The 19276-nt window shown below is 67.3% G+C and carries 16 protein-coding genes; 7 read left to right on the top strand and 9 right to left on the bottom strand.

Translation table 11 applies throughout. From position 1 onward, the window contains the following. Position 1: 1 nt before the first annotated feature. The 3 genes from DFR50_RS20280 to DFR50_RS20270 are packed head-to-tail and all read right to left on the bottom strand — an operon-like array spanning position 2 to position 3352. Positions 2-490 carry a MaoC family dehydratase gene (locus DFR50_RS20280; protein WP_113891076.1) on the bottom strand — a complete coding sequence of 163 codons (489 nt, stop codon included), beginning with the start codon at positions 488-490 and terminating at the stop codon, positions 2-4. 46 nt (positions 491-536) lie between these two features. Next, a complete protein-coding gene (locus DFR50_RS20275; protein WP_113891075.1) occupies positions 537-2144 on the bottom strand; it encodes a DHA2 family efflux MFS transporter permease subunit in 1608 nt (535 codons plus the stop codon). A 32-nt stretch (positions 2145-2176) separates the two neighbouring features. Then, entirely contained in the window at positions 2177-3352 is a 1176-nt protein-coding gene (locus DFR50_RS20270; RefSeq protein WP_113891099.1) for an HlyD family secretion protein, read from the bottom strand. 119 nt (positions 3353-3471) lie between these two features. Between DFR50_RS20270 and DFR50_RS20265 the strand changes: the two genes are divergently transcribed. The 7 genes from DFR50_RS20265 (at position 3472) to ftsH (ending at position 11907) form a co-directional block, all read left to right on the top strand. Continuing rightward, positions 3472-4137 (top strand): TetR/AcrR family transcriptional regulator, encoded by a 666-nt coding sequence (locus tag DFR50_RS20265; RefSeq protein WP_113891074.1) that lies wholly within the window; start codon positions 3472-3474, stop codon positions 4135-4137. Between the two features lie 337 nt (positions 4138-4474). After that, complete coding sequence (locus tag DFR50_RS20260; RefSeq protein ID WP_113891073.1) at positions 4475-5554, top strand: ABC transporter substrate-binding protein; 1080 nt, start codon at positions 4475-4477, stop codon at positions 5552-5554. Positions 5555-5618: 64 nt separating this feature from the next. Beyond that, a complete protein-coding gene (locus DFR50_RS20255) occupies positions 5619-6656 on the top strand; it encodes an ABC transporter ATP-binding protein (RefSeq protein WP_245427992.1) in 1038 nt (345 codons plus the stop codon). A 3-nt stretch (positions 6657-6659) separates the two neighbouring features. After that, positions 6660-7529 carry an ABC transporter permease gene (locus DFR50_RS20250; RefSeq protein WP_113891071.1) on the top strand — a complete coding sequence of 290 codons (870 nt, stop codon included), beginning with the start codon at positions 6660-6662 and terminating at the stop codon, positions 7527-7529. Between the two features lie 6 nt (positions 7530-7535). Continuing rightward, complete coding sequence (locus tag DFR50_RS20245) at positions 7536-8312, top strand: ABC transporter permease (protein WP_113891070.1); 777 nt, start codon at positions 7536-7538, stop codon at positions 8310-8312. Continuing rightward, complete coding sequence (hydA, locus tag DFR50_RS20240) at positions 8309-9721, top strand: dihydropyrimidinase (RefSeq protein ID WP_113891069.1); 1413 nt, start codon at positions 8309-8311, stop codon at positions 9719-9721. The genes DFR50_RS20245 and hydA overlap by 4 nt, the downstream gene beginning before the upstream one ends. Positions 9722-9978: 257 nt before the next feature. Next, positions 9979-11907, top strand: coding sequence for an ATP-dependent zinc metalloprotease FtsH (gene ftsH / locus DFR50_RS20235; protein ID WP_113891098.1), 1929 nt, complete (start codon positions 9979-9981; stop codon positions 11905-11907). A 207-nt stretch (positions 11908-12114) separates the two neighbouring features. Here the strand turns inward: ftsH and DFR50_RS20230 are convergent, their stop codons facing one another. From DFR50_RS20230 to DFR50_RS20205, 6 genes are all read right to left on the bottom strand, one after another. Continuing rightward, the gene (locus DFR50_RS20230) at positions 12115-13893 is read right to left on the bottom strand and encodes a glycosyltransferase family 9 protein (RefSeq protein ID WP_113891068.1); all 1779 of its coding nucleotides are present in this window, start codon (positions 13891-13893) and stop codon (positions 12115-12117) included. Continuing rightward, positions 13890-15005, bottom strand: a complete 1116-nt coding sequence (locus DFR50_RS20225; protein ID WP_113891067.1) for a hypothetical protein — start codon at positions 15003-15005, stop codon at positions 13890-13892. Before DFR50_RS20225 ends, DFR50_RS20230 begins: the two co-directional genes overlap by 4 nt. Positions 15006-15051: 46 nt before the next feature. Continuing rightward, complete coding sequence (locus DFR50_RS20220; protein ID WP_113891066.1) at positions 15052-15855, bottom strand: class I SAM-dependent methyltransferase; 804 nt, start codon at positions 15853-15855, stop codon at positions 15052-15054. 102 nt (positions 15856-15957) lie between these two features. Beyond that, a complete protein-coding gene (locus tag DFR50_RS20215; protein WP_245427991.1) occupies positions 15958-16698 on the bottom strand; it encodes an ABC transporter ATP-binding protein in 741 nt (246 codons plus the stop codon). Further along, on the bottom strand, positions 16695-17969 hold the full coding sequence (locus DFR50_RS20210) for a KpsE/RkpR family capsule polysaccharide export protein (RefSeq protein ID WP_113891065.1): 1275 nt from the start codon (positions 17967-17969) through the stop codon (positions 16695-16697). The genes DFR50_RS20215 and DFR50_RS20210 overlap by 4 nt, the downstream gene beginning before the upstream one ends. Further along, positions 17966-19150 (bottom strand): KpsE/RkpR family capsule polysaccharide export protein, encoded by a 1185-nt coding sequence (locus tag DFR50_RS20205; RefSeq protein ID WP_147262821.1) that lies wholly within the window; start codon positions 19148-19150, stop codon positions 17966-17968. The genes DFR50_RS20210 and DFR50_RS20205 overlap by 4 nt, the downstream gene beginning before the upstream one ends. Between the last annotated feature and the right edge of the window lie 126 nt (positions 19151-19276).

Below are 19276 nucleotides of genomic sequence, written 5' to 3'. Positions count from 1 at the left end.
CTCACGCCTCCCTTCCAATCGGCGGCTCAGGCCGGCTGGGCTCGGGAGCGGCGCGCCGGCGCACGACCAGATTGGCGACCAGCTCCTGCACCGGCTCGTCGTTCTGGTTGAAGGTCGTCGAACGCATCTTGACCAGTCCCTGCTGCGGACGCGACTTCGACGGGCGAATCTCGAGGACTTCGCTTTCGACGCGCAATTCGTCGCCGGGACGCACAGGGCGGCTCCAGCTGATCTCGTTGCCGGCGCCGACGAGGCCTCCGGCGGGCTTGAACGCTCCGGTCACCAGGAGTCGCATGGTCAAGGCGGCAGTGTGCCAGCCGCTGGCGGCGAGCCCGCGGAAGATCGAATTCCTGGCCGCCTCCTCGTCCAGATGGAACGGCTGGGGATCGAATTCGGCGGCGAAGGCCTTGATCGCCGCGGCCTCCACGCGCACCCGGCCCGAGCCGAACGTCTGTCCGACGGCGAGATCCTCGAGGTAGAGTTCTGTCATGTGGTCCTCCCGATGAATGGATCCGGCGCCGCGTCGGGTTGCCTCGTCAATGGCCGCCGGCAGCCGCGCCCGTTGTCTTGCGCGCGAACAGGAGCGCGATCGCAGCGACGACCAGGACGACGCCGACGACGGCGAAGGCGTCGCTGAAGGCCATGATCAGCGCCTGCCGATGCACAATCCTGCCGATCGCCACGATCGCCTCGCGCTGGGCGGCGGCCGGGTCGGCCATTCCGTGCGCCTCGAAATAGGCCGTCATCCCGGCGATCCGCCGGCGGGTCTCCCCGCTGGCGAGGGTGATCGACTGGCCGATGACGTTCGAGTGAAACTGCTCGCGCTTGGTGATGATGGTCGCGAGCGTCGCCGTGCCGACCGCGCCGCCGAGGTTGCGCAGCATGTTGGACAGGCCCGAGGCGGCGCCGGCTTCGCTCGGAGCTATGCCGGCGGTGGCGATGGCGCTGATCGGCGTCAGCACCAGCGCCTGCCCCAGCGCGCGCACGACGTTTGGAATGAAGAACTGATCCCCCGAGCTGTCAGCCGACAGCGTGACGTTCATGAAGCAGCTCGCGGCGAAGACGCCGACGCCAACGAAAGCGATCGCCCGCACGTCGAACCGCCTCATGAGCATGGGCACGAACGGAATCACGACGAGTTGCGGCAGACCGGTCCAGGCGAGCACCGCGCCGATCTGCTCGGCGTTGTAGCCCTGCGCCTGCGCCAGATATTGCGGCAGGATGTAGATCGTGCCGAACAGCGCGTAGCCGACGAGGACGAAGACGAACACGCCGACGGCGAAATTGCGGCGCTTCAGGAGCCGGAGGCGCACGAGCGGCTTCCCGACGGTGAGTTCGATCGCCACGAAGGCGGTCAGGAAGACGGCTGCGACGACGGCGAGGCGGAGGATGAAGGGCGACGAGAACCAGTCGTCCTTGTTCCCCTCCTCGAGCACCGTCTGCAGGGCGGCGAGGCCGATCGCCATCGTCGCGATCCCGGCCCAGTCCCCCTCCTTCAGCAGCGACAGACGCATCGGCTGGCGCTCGAGAGTGAACGCCAGCGCGCCGACCATGACCGCGCTCGGGACGGCGTTGATCGAGAAGATCGTCTGCCAGCCGTAGGTCTCGGTCAGGTAGCCGCCGATGGTCGGGCCGATCGCCGGCGCGAAGGTCACGGCGATCGCGAACAGGGCCAGACCGATCGGCTGCTGCGGCTTCGGCAGCCGGGTCAGGACCATGGTGAAGGCGACGGGGATCAGGATGCCGCCCGTGAACCCCTGCAGGCCGCGCATCAGGATCATCGAGCCGAGATCGTGGGTGAAGCCGCAGGCGATCGAGAACACCGGAAACAGGACGGCGTTGACGAGCACGTAGCGCCGGAACGAGAACACCCGGCTCAGGTAGTCGGTCAGCGGGATGACGACGATCTCGCCGACGAGATAGGCGGTCGAGATCCAGGACCCGTTGTCGACCCCCGTCCCGATCCCGCCCTCGATGTCGAGGAGCGACGCGTTGGTGATCTGGATGTTGAGGATCGCCATGAAGGCGCCGATCATGCCGGCGAGCACGGCGATCCAGGCCGTGAGGCTCGCCTTTTCGGCGGAATGCGCGACAGCGGCGGGCAGGTCTCGCCCGCCCTGCGCGACCTCGGCGGCGCTGGCCATGGCTTATCCGTTCCTGATGCTGGAGGCGGCGCTCAGCTCGCGGGCGCGGCCGCGGAAGCGGCTTGAAGCGCCGGGGCCCTGGTGTCGATCGTCGGCGTGACCGACATGCCCGGCCGCAGCCGGTTCGCCAACGGGCTCCCGGCTTCGAGCACGATTTTCACCGGGATGCGCTGCACGACCTTGGTGAAGTTGCCGGTCGCGTTGTCCGGGGGCAGGAGCGCGAATTCCTGGCCGCTCGCCGGCGCGATGCTGTCGACGCGGCCGACGAGCGGGCGCCCCGGGAAAGTGTCGACCGTGATCGTCACCTTCTGCCCCGGCCGGACGTCGCGGAGCTGCGTTTCCTTGTAATTGGCGACGACGTAGGCGGTCGCCGCCGGGACCACCGCCATGAGCTGCGCGCCCGCCTGAACGTATTGGCCGACCCGCAGCGACCGCGCGCCGACGACGCCGTCGACCGGTGACACGATGGTCGTATAGGCGAGGTTGAGCTCGGCCTGCCGGACGGCCGCCTGATCGCGCGCGAGCGTCGCCCGGGCCTCGGAAAGCTCGGCCTCGAGCACGCCGCTCTGGCCGATCGCCGCTTCGAGCGCGGCCTGATCCCTCTGGATCGTGGCGCGCGACGCCGCCGAGCGTGACGCTGCGGACTGCGCGTTCTGCAGGCTGCCGTAGCCGGAGGCGGCGAGCGTCGCGTAGCGCCTGTCGTCCTGATCGGCGAAAGCGGAATTGGCCTCGTCGACCCGGATCGCCGCACGGGCGGCCGCGATCGCGGACTTCTGCGCCTCGATCGAGGCCTGCCGGGTCGCGATCGCCGCCGAGGCGCCCGCCACCTCGGCTCTCGCCTGGTCGAGGGCGACCCGGACGTCGCGGTCGTCGATCCGCGCCAGGATCTCGCCGGCTTTCACCGGCTGGTTGTCGCCGACCAGAACCTCGGCCACGTAGCCCGAAATCTTCGGCGCGATCGTCGTGGTGTCGGCCTGGACATAGGCGTCGTCGGTCGACACCTGGAACCGGCCGACGGTCCAGTAGTCGGCGCCGAAAACGCCCGCGGCGGCGATGGCCGCCGCGCCTGCCGCAACGAGCAGCGCCCGGCGGAGCGCGAGCATGGATGTGCGCGAAGCCGGCGTCGCCAGCGCCGCGGGCAGGGCGTGCGCGGCTTCCTCGACGTCGACCGGTCGATCGGGCGCAAACGCTCGTGGATGCTGACTCATCGAACCGTTCCCCGCGTTCGACCGGGCCGCGCCGAGCGCTGCCCGCGACAATTTAGAAACTTGCCGCTTTCCAAAATAGGCGGTAGTGGTCGCTTGTCAAGAGAATTTGGAAAACGGACATGGTCGAAAATACGCCGGAGGGCGCCTCCCGCCGTTGCCGGGGGCGCCCGCAAGTGCGATCGGACGAAGAGACGCTGGCGTTGATCCTGGAGGCGGCGGGCCGCGAGTTCCAGGCGAACGGCTACGGGGCGACCTGCATCGCCGATGTCGCCGAACGCGCCGGCGTTTCCACCAAGACGCTCTATCGGCTGGTTCCGACCAAGGCGGATCTCTTCGCCAGCGTCGTCGCCGACCGGATCGGCCGGTTCGTGCTCGAATACGATCTGAGCCGGCTCGATTCGCTGGGCGCGCAGGCGGCGCTGGAGCGGATGCTGACCGTTTTCGGCGCGTTGACGCTCGAGCCGCGGACCATCGCCCTCACCCGGCTCGTGCTCGGGGAGTGCTGCTCCTTTCCCGAAGTCGGCGCCGCCTTCTACGACAATGCGATCGTGCGCACGAGCCAAGCGATGGAGGAGGGACTCCGCCGTCTGTGCGCCCGCGGCCTGATCGCCCTCGACGATCCGCACGAGGCCGTCGGCATGCTGCGCGGCATGATGATCCTCGAGCCGCAGCGCGCGGTCATGCTCGGCCAGCGCGAGCCGCCGGACCCGGCCGAGATCGCGGCCCGCGCCAACCGGTGCGCGCGAATGTTCCTGAACGGCTGCGCAACGGGGCGGACCGGCTGACGCACGGGACGACCCTCGATCCGGGGCAACGGCGCCGCGTCGACGCATTGATCCTGCGCCGCTTTGTCGCGCCTCGCTTGCGCGAAGCATTCGTCGGCGCCTGCGCCCAGGAAGCGCCCGGCTTGCCTATGCCCTATGCAAGATTTGCGTGCTCCTTGGGCAGCGGCGCGGGAGAACGCCCAGTCCATTGCCAGGAGGGGCGCCGCGTCCTCTTTTGTAAATTGATGCATATCAACAAGGAGCGCCGCCGTTTCCCTGTAACTCGTCAACCGCGCCTGTCTCGATGCGACGCCGGCGCAGGCTCGCAACGGCAAGGCTCGCGAGAAAGGGAACCAAGATGGCTATCGGACTTCGACGTCGAGATTTTCTGGCCGCCGCCGGGGCGACCGTCGCCGGGGCCGCTCTGCCCTGGAGTCCGGCGCGCGCCGCTTCGACCGAGATCGTCTGGAGCACCTGGAACAACCTCGGCCTGCCCGACTACATCGACCCCTTCACCAAGGAGACCGGGATCAAGGTCGACCAGACCTACATCACCACTGACGACGAGCAGTTCGCCAGATTCAAGGCCGGCGGCGCAGCGGACGTCGATGTGTTCGTCCCCGGCCAGTGGGAGATGTCGCGCTACATCGCTTCGAACCTGGTTCAGCCGCTCGATCTGCGAAAGATCCCCAACGCCGCGCACATGTACCCGGTGTTCCGCGACAACGCCCTCAACAAGAAAGACGGCATACAATATTCCCTGCCTTATTACTGGGGAATCAACACCATCGTCTACCGGGCCGATCTCATGGACGAGAAGCCGGACTGGTCGGTGTTCTTCAAGGGCGACAAATATAAAGGCAAGCTCGCCATGCGCGACTATGCGGTGGAGGGCATCATGATCGCGGCCCTCTACCTCGGCATCCCGCAGACAGAGATCTTCAGCATGGACGACCGCCAGCTTGCCGAGTGCAAGAAGGCGCTGATCGCCGAGAAGGCGCTGTTGCGCACCTACTGGACCTCGATCGCCGATCTCACCAACCTGTTCGCCACCGGCGAAGTGGTCTGCGCCTTCTCGTGGCTGCCGCCCTACTACGACCTCACGAAGCGGGGGATCAAGATGGCCCTGTCGCTGCCGAAGGAAGGCGTGCCGTCCTGGTGCGACGTGCTGGCGATCCCGGCCGGCGTCGAGGGCGAGAGGCTCGAGGCCGCCTACAAGCTGGTCAACTACCTGCTCGGTCCCGAATACGGGCTCAAGCTCGCCTACGGCGGGCCGTACGCCCAGTCGACCGACCTCGTTCGCGACAAGCTCCCGCCCGAGCAACAGGAACGCATCTTCATCAAGGACCCCGCCGTGATGGACTCGTTCGTCTGGCCGCAGATTCCGCGCCGCTACAACGAATGGGTCACGATGTGGAACGAGGTGAAGGCGAGTTGATGTGAAGGCGGCGGCGTTGGCCCCGGGAGAGGGAGGCCAGGCCCCTCTCCTCGCGGGGCGCGGGTTGCACAAACGCTATGGCGCGGTCCACGCCGTGCGCGGAGTCGACATCAGCTTGTCGACCGACCGATACGTGACCCTGCTCGGCCCTTCGGGCTGCGGCAAGACCACGATCCTGCGCATGATCGGCGGCTTCGAGACGGTGACGGCGGGCGTGATCGCGCTCGACGGGCGGCCGCTGCTCGACACGCCGCCGAGCCGACGTCCGGTCAACACCGTGTTTCAGAGTTATGCGCTGTTCCCGCACCTGAACGTGGCCGATAACGTGGCGTTCGGCCTCGCCCTGCGGCGTCTGCCGCGCGACGAGATCGCGCGGCGGGTGGCCGAGGCGCTGCAGATGGTGCGCATGGACTCGATGGGCGCGCGGCGGCCGCGCGAGCTGTCGGGAGGCCAGCAGCAGCGGGTCGCGCTCGCCCGCGCGATCGTCAACCGGCCGCGCCTGCTCCTGCTCGACGAGCCGCTGTCGGCGCTCGACCGCAAGATGCGCAAGGAGATGCAGATCGAGCTGAAGGACCTTCAGCGGCGCCTGGGTCTGGCGTTCCTCCATGTCACCCACGACCAGGAGGAGGCGTTCGCGCTGTCGGATTCGATCATCGTGATGAACCACGGGGTGATCGAGCAGGAGGGCGACCCGGAAACCATCTACCGCCGGCCGTCGAACGCCTATGTCGCCGACTTCATCGGCGGCTCCAACCTCGTCGCCGGCAAGGTCGTCGCCTGCGCCGGCGGGGAAGCGACGCTGGAGACGGCGTTCGGGCCCGCCCGCGCGCCTTGCGCGCCCGGCGTCGCCGTCGGCCGGCGCGCGTCCCTCTGTCTCAGGCCGGAGCAACTCGTCATCGGAGTCGGCGGAAGCCTCGGCGGGACGGTCCGCCACACGGTGTTCCAGGGCGCCGACTGGCTGGTCGAGGTCGCGGCCGGCTCCGCCGCCCTGCGCGTGCGCTGTCCCGACGAGGAGCCGCCCGCCGTCGGGGGCGCCGTTTCGCTCCGCTACGATCCGGCCAAGGCCTGGATCGCCGACGGCGCGCTCGCCGGGGACGCCTAGGCGATGGACGGCGGACGAACATTTCTCGCGGCGACCGTCGGCCCCGTGCTCGTCGCCCTGATCGTGCTGTGCCTCGCGCCGCTCGGCGTCCTGCTCGTCGTGAGCTTCTTCCGCGTCGATTTCGTCTCCATCGTGCCGGACCCGAGCCTGCACAATTATGCGCAGGTCCTGTCCAGCGGCTCCTATCGCTATTTGATCGCCAAGGCGCTGATGAGCGGCGCGACCATCGCCGCGATCACCGCCGTCATCGCCTATCCCGTCGCGTTCTTCATCGCCAAGCGGATCCGCGAGGTGAAGGCGGCGCTGCTCACCGCGCTGCTCATTCCCCTCTATACCGGCGATCTCGTCCGCATCTTCGCCTGGCGGCTGATCCTGGGGCGGGAAGGCGTGCTCAACAGCTTCCTGATCTGGACCGGCGCGATCGACCGTCCGATCGAGACCCTGCTGTTCAGCCCGACCGCGACGACGATCGTCCTCGTGTACAATTATCTTCCGTTCATGGTGCTCGGGCTGTGGCTGAGCTTCGAAACGCTCGATGATCACCTGTTCGAGGCCGCGGCCGATCTCGGCGCCGGCCGGACGACGATCCTGCTCCGACTCGTTCTGCCGTTGACCGCGCCCGGGCTGGTCGCCGGCGCGCTGATGGTGTTCGCCCTGGTCGTGGGCGACTTTATCACCCCCCAACTCATCGGCGGCGCCTCCGGCGTGACGGTGATCAGCGCAATCGCGGACCTGTTCGGCGCGGCGTTCGATTGGCCGCTCGGCTCCGCCATCGCCTGGACGCTGCTTGTGGCCATGGTCGGGGTGGTCGCCGCCGTTGTCGTCATCCTTGGGCGAACGCCCTGGGGAAGCGCTGCGTTCGGCAGGGGCTAGCCGGCGATGGAGCGCCTCCTCAGGACCTATGTCGCGCTGGTCTACGCGTTCATGTACCTGCCGGTGGCGGTGGTGGCGCTGTTCTCGTTCAACAGCTCCGAGATGCTGGCCTTTCCGATGACCGGGTTCACGCTGGGATGGTACGACGTCGCGATCCACGACAGTCGCCTGCTCGGCGGTTTCCTGAACGCCCTCACGATCGCGGCGCCGACGGCGGCGATCGCGACCACCCTCGGCGCCATGGCGGCGTTGGCGCTGACCCGCCGACGCTTCCGCGGCTGGACCCTGTTCGCGGCCTTGCTGATCGTCCCGTTCTTCATTCCGAAAATCATACTGGCCGTCGCCGACGTCATCGCCATGGCGGCGCTCGGCGTCCCGCACGGCGTTCCGGCGATCATCGCGGCCCAGTCGCTGATCATCCTGCCGTTCTCGGCGATGGTGATCGCATCGGTGCTGATCCGCCTCGATCGCAGGCTCGAGGAGGCCGCGGCGGATCTCGGCGCGTCGGGCTGGCAGGTGTTCACGCGGGTCCAGCTGCCGCTGATGCGCAACGGCCTGATTGCGTCCTTCTTCATCGCCTTCGTGCTGTCGACGTCCGAATATCTCGTGACGTCCTTCGTCAGCGGACGGACGCAGCCGCTCGCGATCATGATTGCGTCGGACTTCCGCTTCCGCCTGTCGCCGAAGCTCGACGCGCTCGCCACGCTGATCGTGTCCGCCAACGTCCTGCTGGTGGCGGCCAGCGAACTCGTGCGCCGCCGCGCCAAGGGCGCTGTCGGATGAAGCGCGTCCTGATTCGCGGCGGCGAGGTGACGACCGCCGTCGACCGCTGGCGCGGCGACATCCTGATCGAGGACGGAAGGATCGCCGCGCTCGGCGCGGCGCTCTCGGCCGACGCCGAAATCCACGAGGCGGCGGGCCTGCTGGTCCTGCCCGGCGGCGTCGACGTGCACACCCACATCGACTACGACACCGGCTCCGCCCGCACCGCCGACACGTTCGAGACCGCGACGCGCGCGGCGGCCTTCGGCGGAACCACGACGATCGTCGACTACGCCTTCCAGCCGCGCGACGTCCCCAGTGTCGCCGCGGCCTTCGACGACTGGCTCGGGCGGGCCGCGACCGCCTGCGTCGACGTCGGCGCCCACATGATCCTCACCGCCGTGACGCCGGCGACGCTCGCCGAGACGCGCCGGCTCGTGCGCCACGGCGGCGTGACCAGCGTCAAGCTGTTCATGGCCTATCCCGACACGCTGATGGTGGACGACGGCGCGCTCTGGCGCGTCATGCGGCAAGTGGGCGACGATGGCGGCCTGGTCTGCCTGCATGCGGAAAACGGCCCGCTCATCCAGGCGCTGGTCGAGGAGGCGCTCGCCGCCGGACACACCGCGCCGCGATGGCACGCAGCGACCCGGCCGAGTTGCGCGGAAGGCGAGGCGGTCGATCGCGCCGTCGCCGTCTCGGAACTCGCCGGCGCGCCGGTCTACCTCGTCCACCTCTCAACCCGCGAGGGGGTCGAGGCGGTGGCGCGGGCGCGCGACCGGAACCTGCCGGTCTGGGCCGAGACCTGCCCCCATTACCTGTTTCTCGACGAGAGCGCCTACGACACCGACGATGTCGAGGCCGCGGCCAAGGTCGTGTTCACGCCGCCGCTGCGCGGGCTCGAACACCAGCGGGCGCTCTGGCGCGGCCTCGCGACCGGCGATCTGCAGGTCATCTCCACCGATCACTGCCCGTTCTGCATCTCGGAGACGACGCTGACGCCCTATCACGCCAAGCGCGCGGCGGAGGCCTGCGATTTCACCCGAATCCCGAACGGCGCGCCGGGGATCGAGACGCGCATGCCGCTGCTGTTCGACGCCGCGGTGGCCGGGCGGCGGATGGACCTCCATCGCTTCGTCGCGCTCACGGCGACCAACCCGGCGAAACTGTTCGGCCTGTTTCCGCGCAAGGGCGCGATCGCGGTCGGCTCGGACGCGGACCTGGTGCTGTTCGACCCTGACGCGACGACGACGGTTCGGGCGAGCGAGCACCACAGTCGGGTCGATTACAGTTTGTTCGAAGGCTGGTCGCTGCGCGGCGCCATTCGCAAGGTGTTCTCCCGCGGCGAGCTGATCGTCGACGGCGCGATCTGGCGCGGGCGCGCCGGCGCGGGACGCTTCCTCAGACGCGAGGCCTCCGGCGGGCTGTAAACAGGAGACGCTTTCCGCCGCGGCGCGCGCCAATCGGCCGCCGCGGCCCGCCCGGCCCGGCCGTCCGCATCCCGGATCGGGCGGCGCCGCGACGGGCGCAATCGCCATCCGCCGCCAAAAGGCTGCAATTTTCGGATTGTCTCAGGTTCGTCAAGGTCGCCGTTCCCTTGGCAATCCGGACCGGCGCGCTTAAATGGACAGTGATCGACGGCGTCTGGACGGTCCAGAAGGGCTTCCTTGTCCGTCACGGGAAGACGATGAACGCAAATTATCGAAACTTCGCCCTTTGGGTGATCATTTTCCTGCTGGTTCTGGCCCTGGTCACCCTGTTCCAGAGCCCTGGCCAGAAGGCGCCGTCCAGCGAGATCACGTTCAGCCAGCTCCTCACCGACGCCGAGGGGGGCAACGTTCGCGACGTCACCATCGCCGGGCCGGAGATCACCGGCCACATGAAGGACGGCCGCGCGTTCCAGACCTACGCGCCCAACGATCCCTCGCTCGTCCAGACCCTGTTCAAGAAGGACGTGACGATCACCGCCAAGCCGCCGTCCGACGGCAACAACTGGCTGCTGACGATCGTCTCCAGCGTCCTGCCGGTTCTCCTGTTCCTCGGCCTGTGGATCTACATGACCCGTCAGATGCAGGGCGGGGCGGGCAAGGCGATGGGTTTCGGCAAGTCCAAGGCCAAGCTTCTGACCGAGGCCCAGGGCCGGGTCACGTTCGAGGACGTGGCCGGCGTCGACGAGGCCAAGGAAGACCTGCAGGAGATCGTCGAATTCCTGCGCGATCCGCAGAAGTTCCAGAAGCTCGGCGGGCGCATCCCGCGCGGCGTCCTGCTGGTCGGCCCCCCCGGCACCGGCAAGACGCTGACTGCGCGCGCCGTCGCCGGCGAAGCCAATGTGCCGTTCTTCACCATCTCGGGCTCCGACTTCGTCGAGATGTTCGTCGGCGTGGGCGCGAGCCGCGTGCGCGACATGTTCGAGCAAGCCAAGAAGAACGCGCCCTGCATCATCTTCATCGACGAGATCGACGCGGTCGGCCGGCATCGCGGCGCGGGCCTGGGCGGCGGCAACGACGAGCGCGAGCAGACTTTGAACCAGCTGCTCGTCGAGATGGACGGCTTCGAACAGAACGAAGGCATCATCATCATCGCCGCGACCAACCGGCCCGACGTGCTCGACCCCGCGCTGCTGCGTCCCGGCCGCTTCGACCGCCAGATCGTGATCTCCAATCCCGACTTCATCGGTCGCGAGAAGATCCTCAAGGTCCATGTGCGCAAGGTGCCGCTCGCCCCCGACGTCGACCTCAAGGTGGTTGCGCGCGGCACGCCCGGCTTCTCGGGCGCCGACCTGATGAACCTCGTCAACGAGGCCGCCCTGCTCGCCGCCCGTCGCGGCAAGCGCGTGGTGACAAGAGCGGAGTTCGAAGACTCGCGCGACAAGATCATGATGGGCGCCGAGCGCCGCACCCTGATCATGACCGAGGACGAGAAGCGCCTCACCGCCTATCACGAGGCGGGCCACGCGCTGGTCTCGGTGTCGATGCCGGCGTCGACGCCCATTCACAAGGCGACCATCATCCCGCGCGGACGTGCGCTCGGCATGGTCCAGTCGCTCCCCGAGCGCGACCAGATCTCGCAGAGCTACGAGCAGCTGATCGCCATGCTGGCGATGGCGATGGGCGGACGCGTCGCAGAGGAGCTGGTGTTCGGCAGGGAGAAGGTGACCTCAGGCGCCGCCGGCGACATCCAGCAGGTGACCAAGATCGCCCGCGCCATGGTCACTCGGCTCGGCTTTTCCGACAAGCTGGGCACGGTGATGTATGGCGAGAACCAGGACGAGGTGTTCCTCGGCTATTCGCTCGGGCGCCAGCAGAACATTTCCGAGGCGACCGCCGAGACGATCGACCAGGAAGTTCGCCGTCTGGTTCAGGAAGCGCACATCACCGCGACCCGCATCCTGACCGAGCGCCGCGCCGACCTCGAGGCGCTCGCCAATGGACTCATGGAGTTCGAGACGCTGACGGGCGACGAGATCGTCGGCCTGATGCAGGGGATCCGGCCGGTTCGCGAATCGGCCGCCGATCGCGAGCCGCCGGCGCCGCCGCGCGCCGTGGTGCCCTCGACCGGCAAGCCCCGGCCGCTGGGTCCTGAGGCTGGCGGCCTCGAGCCGCAGCCTCAGACCTGAGAATGGGGGCCGAGCCGGGGGGTTTTCCTCCGGCCCGGCCGCCTGGCGGGACCTTTCGACAAGGTGAAGTCGGCTCACCGAGCCGCCGGGGAGAAATGGGGCGACGCAAGCGTCGCTCGGACGGCTTGAGTCGAGCCGGCCGCCGCCGCGGACACGGGCCGCCCACTCCGCCGATCGGGCGGCCGTCGCCATGAAACGTCCGGGGCTTTAGCGATCCTGTCGCAGCGCCTTCTCGACCGCGTCGAGCACCGGCTGGACATCGATGGCGGCGATGCAGGGGCTCGGGCCGAACTTGCCGGTCAGACTGCAGCGCAGGTCCTCGTTTCGCCAGCATGGCGCGCAGGCGAAGCGGTCGTTGGCGGTGATCACGGTCGCCTTGCGGTGATGCCGGGTGAACAGTTTGCCGTCGGTCGGACCGAACAGCGCCACGACGGGAACGTCGAAGGCGGAGGCCGCGTGGAGAAACGCCGAATCGACGCACACCATCGCCTCGATAGCGGAAACGAGGGAGAGCGAATTGGCGAGCGACAGGCCCGCCGTCGACACGATTCCCGGGCCTTCCCCGAAGCGGGTTTCGAGGTGATGGAAGATGATGAGATCGTAGCGCTTGCTGAGCGCGGCGATGAAATGGGCGATCTCCTGGTGGTCCTTGTAGGAGTCCCGGGCGTAGGGCTGGACGCCGACGATGGGCCGCGACCCGAGCCCGGCCGCGCGCAGAAAGTCCTCCCGGAATGTCTTCTGCGCCTCGTCGAGATCGTATTCGACGTGCCATCCGTGGGCGTTCAGAAGGCTCTTTCCGACGCCCATTCCGCCGGCGAACAGTTGGACACGGCCTTTTTTCACGAACGGAGTCCGTTTCGACTCGTATTTCGCCGCGGGGCAGAGGGTGAGGTTGCGCCAGACCTTGCATTCGGCGACGTCGAGCGGGGGTCCGTCGATGTCGACCAGTTCGACATAGGGGTTGTTCCGGAACAGGTCGAAGAATTTTCTCTCGATGACCAACTTGATCCGTGTCGACCGCTTCCTGGAGAGCGCGCGGAGGCCTGCGGTCATCATCAGCAGGTCGCCGATTCCTCCCATCGCCCGGGTGACCACGATGTCCTTTTTCGCCGCCTTGCGATCGACACCGTGGGGACGCTGCGTCCAGCGCAAGTCCCCCCAAAGCAGCAGAAACAGGCAGACGGACGCGATCGCCTGACTCGTCGCCAGGGCGGGAATCCGCCCGGCGCGCCGCAGCAGCGGCCCCCCCGGAACCCGCGAGCGGACGGCCAGACGGGCGCTGGCGGCCAGAATCCAGGCGAGCGCCCCGTCGCCGACGGGGGCGCGGTAGAAACTGATGAAGTCGCACAGGGACGCGGCGATGGAGCGCACCCCGAACGGCCAGAGCCTCGTCACGGCCCGCGCCCGAGCGATGGCGATCTCGCCGAGCCCCTTGATCCTTCCCAGCGCAGCGCGGGCCTCGCAGTCGAGCCGCATGATCCGGAGGATGTCGTCGCGGTCACCCTCGATCTTGTAGATGCGGTCCGCATAGGGACTGACGAGTTCGAGCGCTTGGCGCGGGTTGTTGAGCAGCAGCAGCGCCTCGGCCTGAAGCGTGCGGGCGCGCATCAGCTCGCGCGGATAGGAGCGCACGTCGGTCTTCTGGAAGTTTTCCAGAACCTCCTCGAAACGGCGCACGATCCAGGGATCCGCGGTGACGAAAGAGCGATGGTACGAGTCGAACACGAGGCGCATCGCGCCGAGAAACCGGTCGCAGTCCGCGGGGCGGATCCGCGGATAGCCCGAAATCGTCTTGCCCTGACGCTCGAGGGCGTCGACGATCCGTTCCGCGCCGCGGAACTCCGACGCTCCGAACTCGTCGAGCAATTGCCCGACGAACTCCGAAAGCCGGTGCGTGGGCAGCTCTGTGGCGTTGAGTCGCCCGATTCCCTCCCGCACGTGGAAGTGCGGGCCGACAGAGCTACGCTGAGCTTCCTTCGTGGTCATGCGGCGGTCCGTGAATCGGCGCCCGAGGATCGGGTCGGCCTGGAAAATTCGGCGCCGCCGCTGTCCGCGGGGACGACACGCCTCAAATGAATGCCGCGGAGCATGAGCTGGCCTTCGATGGCGCCGGTCAGCAGCTGCAACCGAAGTTCCACCGGATTCGCCGGAACGGTGATCTCGAACGGAATTTCGCAGCTGTAAACGCCTTGCGGCGGGAGCTTCATCTTGCGCGCTGTCAGAATGGTTCCCGAGACGACGTCGATGGCGATCTGGTTGTCCGAAAGGCACTCGCTGACTTCGATGACGAGATCAGCCAACCACCGGCCTTCGGGGAGCGCGAAGTACGGTCCATAATGAATGAAGCGCGCGGGACCGGTCAGGTCGATCGGACCGACCGTGAGACGATCGGGGAAATCCGGGCGCAACAAGGCGAAGGGCGGCCATTCCAGCGCTTCCAGGCTGCGACCCTGTGCGATTGGCGCGTAACTCCCGGCGAGAACGTCGAGGAGTTCGTTTTCGAGCGGACTGCGGTCCTCGAGCATCGCGCGGGCGGGTCGGAAGTCCGTCAGACATGTCGCGGCGTAGTCGTTCAGACTTTCGTCGCCGTCTTCGGCTTGTCCGAGCACGCGCCGCACGACCCGGAGCGCCGCGTCGTCGAACGGAAGCTGATAGAGATCGGCGAGGCGAGCGGCGAGATCGCGCAACCGGATCGAGGGATCGTTGACGAGGAGCGACAACGCCGGCGGGGCCGAGATCACCGGCTCGATGTTGACCAGGGCCATGGAAGCGAAACGCGCCGCGTCGACTCCGCCGTATTCGCGCGAAACCACGGAATAGTGGGCGACGGTCAGAAAATCGTCGGCGCAGATCACGAGCGGCGCGCTCAACGCGCCGTAGGCCGCCAGGACCTCCCTCTGAGGGTAGTCGGAATACGCCATGGCGCAGCGATCGCCGGCCCGGGACAGGTCGGCCAGCCGCGCCTCCAGTTCAACGGCCGTGTTGGCGCAGAAGACGTCATGGTCTCCAAAGGCGACCTGGATCAGCGCTCGCACCATATTCATGGTCGCGTAGAGGACAGGCGAGGGCGTGCCGATCAGAGCGAAGACTCTGCTCATCGCCGTGAACCCTCCCCCTCTCGAGCGGCGGCGCGACGGCGTGTCATCAGCCCGCTCGAATCAGCGTCCAGGCGCTCCAGTTGGGGTACGAATCGAAGAAAGAGCGCGGGTCGCCGGCGGTCGGTCCACGCTGCGAGCGCGCGAAGCGGTTGTACGCCTCGATGTCGAACAACAGCCCCCGCTTCTGCAGCTTTTCGGTCCAGTACAGAACCGGCTGGATGTTCACGTGCGTCGGGTCCCCCATGTACATTTCCTTCGTTTCGCCCTCTCGCATGGCGTCGAGACAGAGAAACGCGCGCCCGCCCGGGCGGAGCACCCTGGCGAACTCGTCGAAAACGCGATCGATGAGTTCATCGGGAATGTGTTCGAGCACCTGGGCGGAGTGCATGAGGCTGACGCTCCCCGACTCGACCGGGATCTCGGCGATCGACCCCGCGATCAGTTCCTCGTCCCGGTACCGGAAATGCTTTCGGCCGATGGCGATCATGTGTTCGGACAGGTCGACGCCGAGAACCCGCTCGAAAATCTCCGTGTTCTTGAAGCCCTTGAGGATGGAGCCGCAGGCGCAGCCCGCGTCGACGACGAACGGGCTGGCGTAGCCGGCCTGCAGCGTCGCCTCGGACACCATCGCCCCGTAGCTCTCGTGCCAGAACCCGTGTCCCAAATAGTCGAGCCCGGCGTCGGCGTGTTCGCGGTAATACTGCTCGTCGTAGCTCGTCGCCGTCAGCGGCGAAGCCGCAGGTCCTTGCTCCGACCGAGTCGCGTCGACCGGGTCGGAATTCGATGCATCGCCTCGCTCGGATCGTGATGCATTGCGATCCGAGCCCAACAATTTACTGACTAACCACATCGTTTTGTCCAAGCGTCGCCAACGTCAAGTCACGGGATGTTTTACAGTGTTCTCCCAACGCCGTAAAGATTATTGCGACACGGCCTCGGGCCGCCCCTGGCGTCAGAGAGTCGAGTAGATCTTCAGCGCGAGTTCGAGGTCGTCGAAAACTCTTCCACGCCCGGCCTTCAGAACCAGGGCGGTGCGGCAATATTCCCTGATGATGCCCGGGTCGTGACTCACCAGGATCATGGCGTGGTTTTTCCGCCCGAACAGCATTTCATGGCACTTGGCGTGAAAACGCTGATCGCCCACCGACATCACCTCGTCGATCAGCAGGCATTCGAAGTCGACCGCGAAGGTGAGCGCAAACATCAGGCGGGAGCGCATTCCCGAAGAATAGACCGAGAGCGGGATGTAGAGCTGTCGCCCCAGCTCGGCGAAATCGTCGACGAAATCGAGCACCTCGCGCTCGTCGCGATTGTAGAGCCGCGCGACGAAGCGGGCGCTCGCGGCGCCGGTCATGTTCGACGTGACGCCGCCGACGAAACCGAGCGGCCAGGACATCGACAGGCCGCGTGTGATCGTGCCGGACGTCGGATACTCGACGCCGCCCAGCAACTTGACCAGCGTGGATTTGCCGGAGCCGTTGCGGCCGAGCACGGCGATCTTTTCTCCTTCACGCACCTCGAAGGAGATGCCGTCGAGCACACGCCTGACGCCGATCTGGGAGTGGTACGCTTTCGTCAGGCGCTCGACCCGGAGGGAGCGCTGCGGCGCGCCGCCAGTCTGCGGCAGCGCGGGGATTTGACGACGGTCGCCCGGATTGCCGTCGATGACCGCGAGCGAAGGGAGGGTGGTCACAAGCGATGCTCCGCGGCGATGCCGCCCAGCTGGCGAAGCAGGAAAAAGACACCGAGGCAAATCGCCAGCAGCGCCAGCAGGTCCAAGCTGACACGCGGGTACTTGGCGAAATCGGTCGACAGGTTCGGCTTGCTGATCAACTGGACGTAAAGGTGCTGGCTCTCCGTATCCTGCTGCGCCTGGTCCCGCTCCGCTGAGGCGACGGCCAGCGCCTTGCCCGCGAGGTCGCGCTGCAGGACGAGTTTTTCGTATTGCTCGAGCTTGGCGGCCTCGGACCCGACGGAACCGGCGATCTCCAGCTGACGCTTTCCGATTTCCTTGCGATACGAATCGGCCTGCGCGCGGAGCCCGGCGAGCGACGGCGCGTTCGGCGCAATCGTCGCCTGCTGGGCGATCGAGGCCTCGACCTCGGCCAATTCGGTCGACAGGCCCTGAATCACCTGAAGCTTGGATTGCGCGACGAGGCTGGGATCGACCGAGCCCGAGGCGTTGCGAAAGGCCTTCAGGGCGCTTTCGACCGAATCGAGATCGTCCTTCGCCTCCGTGACGGAGCGCTCGGCGTTGTCGAGCCCGTCCTTGTAGGCGCGCTCGTTCATCTGATTCACCAGCGCCTCGGCATAGCCGAGCATCGCCTCGGCGACGGCCTTGGCGTCTTCGGCGGTGAAGGCGTTGACCTCGATCGTGCTGATGTTGGTGATCGGATCGACGTTGACGTCCGCCATCCACTGGAATCGTTCGTAGAGATACTCCTTGTTGTCCGGCAGCCAGAAGGTCGGATACCGGAACAGGAAATCTTTGTCCGCCCGCCCGAGGATCGCGCGCAGATTGTCGTTCTTCGCCAGTTCGTCCACGACGTCGCGCGAGGTCAGGTAGGCCTGGACCGCGTTCGTCTCGTCGAGCGCGATCGTGCTGCTGGCTCCCTGCGTCACCGAGGAGAGGGGGGCGGCGGCGGCCTGCGGCGTGGCCGAGCGGATGATGAAGCTGACGGACGAGGCGTACCGGGGCGCGGCGTAGGTCAGAAGGTAGACGCAGGCTGCCGCCATGGGCAGCACGACCGTGAGGACGAACAACCAGCGCCAGCCGATCGCGCCGGCCTGGGGCTCGAAGGCCGGCGCGTCCGCCATCGCCGTGAGGAGTTGCGGACGGACAGCCAGCGTCTTCAGGCTGGCTTCCGCAATGGCGGGCACGCCCTCCCCGGCCATGACAGCGATCGCACTCTTGGCGGGATCCGTGCGGGTCGCCGGAGGCTTCTCCACGTCGCTGTCGCTCACTGACCGTGCTCCCTAACTCCGACTGTGAGGAGCCACCATATCGCCGCTGCGGCGCAGGAGACGGCGAACACGGTCGCAACCGATCGAATCCGCCGCGGTTGCGTCGACTCGTCGGGAAGATTCGGCGCCGAGATCACCTCGAGATACACGTGCTGGCGGCGGGCGTCGGCCCGCGCCTGGGTGAGCGCCGTCGTGGCCGCATCGAGACCCGAGTCCGCGAGGGTCCTCAGCAGGGCCAGCCGCTCGTAGGCCGACACCTTGTCGGCGACGGCGGAGCGAGGGCCCGCCAGCGCCCTCTGCTCGGACGCGATCTGGGCGGCGAGCGCATCCGCCTTCGCTCTCAGCGGGGCGACCGACGGACTGGAGGGCGAAATCGTGTTGGTCTGCGCAATTTGCGCAAGAACCTGATCGACCTGGGCAGAAAGCGTGGAGATCGTCGTCAACTGCGCAATTGCGTTCTGCGCCGGATCGACCACCAACTCGGCGTTTCGGAATCGCGTCACCGCGTCATGCGTCTCGAGGACGGCCTTCCTCGCCTCCGCGACCGTGGTTTCGGCGGTTTGCACGGTGCCGGCCTCGAGGCGGGCGTTCATGGCGTTGACCAGCGCCTCCGCCTGCGCCAGAAGGCGCCGCGTGATGGCCTGGGCGTCTTCCGGCCGAAAGGCCTCGGCGGTGACGGTCACGATGCCGGTGTCCGTATCCAGGATCGCCGAGACGCGATCGCCGTAGTAGTGGTAGAGCCACTCGAAGCTGTCGCCGAGAAACGGGCGAGGGAAGCGCGACAGAGCGTCGGCCTCTTTGAGACCGTACATCTGGCGCAGCGGCAGCGCCGCCTCGAGTTCGGACAGGACTTGCCGCGAAGCCAGGTAATCCATCACCACGTTGGAGTCGTCGCTCGAGCGCGAAATCCCGAACGCATGCATCAGGCTTTCCAGGCCGGGAGCAGCCGTGCTGCTGCTGATGCCCCTGACAATGAACTCAGTTTCCGACTCGTAGCGCGGCGACGCCACGAGACCGAAGTAGATCGCCGCCAGGATCGTGGGCGCCGAGAAGACGCCGACGGTCAGCCACCGTCGAGCCCGTTCCCACACACGGCCGAGCGGGGAACCGTCCCCTCGCGCGCCGCTGTCCGTCCTCGGATCGACCTCGCCGGAAGACACATCGAGCAAAGATACCCTCATTCCCAGAATCAGGCCCCCGTCGTCCGACATACCAACACCGTCAACCGGCCTTATATCGTGCCGGCGCCGGAAAGTCAGCGTCCGTTCCAAATGCTGCGTCTGCGGACTTGACGTAGCGCCCGACTG

The organism is Roseiarcus fermentans (assembly GCF_003315135.1).
GTDB lineage: Bacteria > Pseudomonadota > Alphaproteobacteria > Rhizobiales > Beijerinckiaceae > Roseiarcus > Roseiarcus fermentans.
Note: the sequence above shows the minus strand (reverse complement) of the source record. Positions and strands in the feature narration are given on the sequence as shown.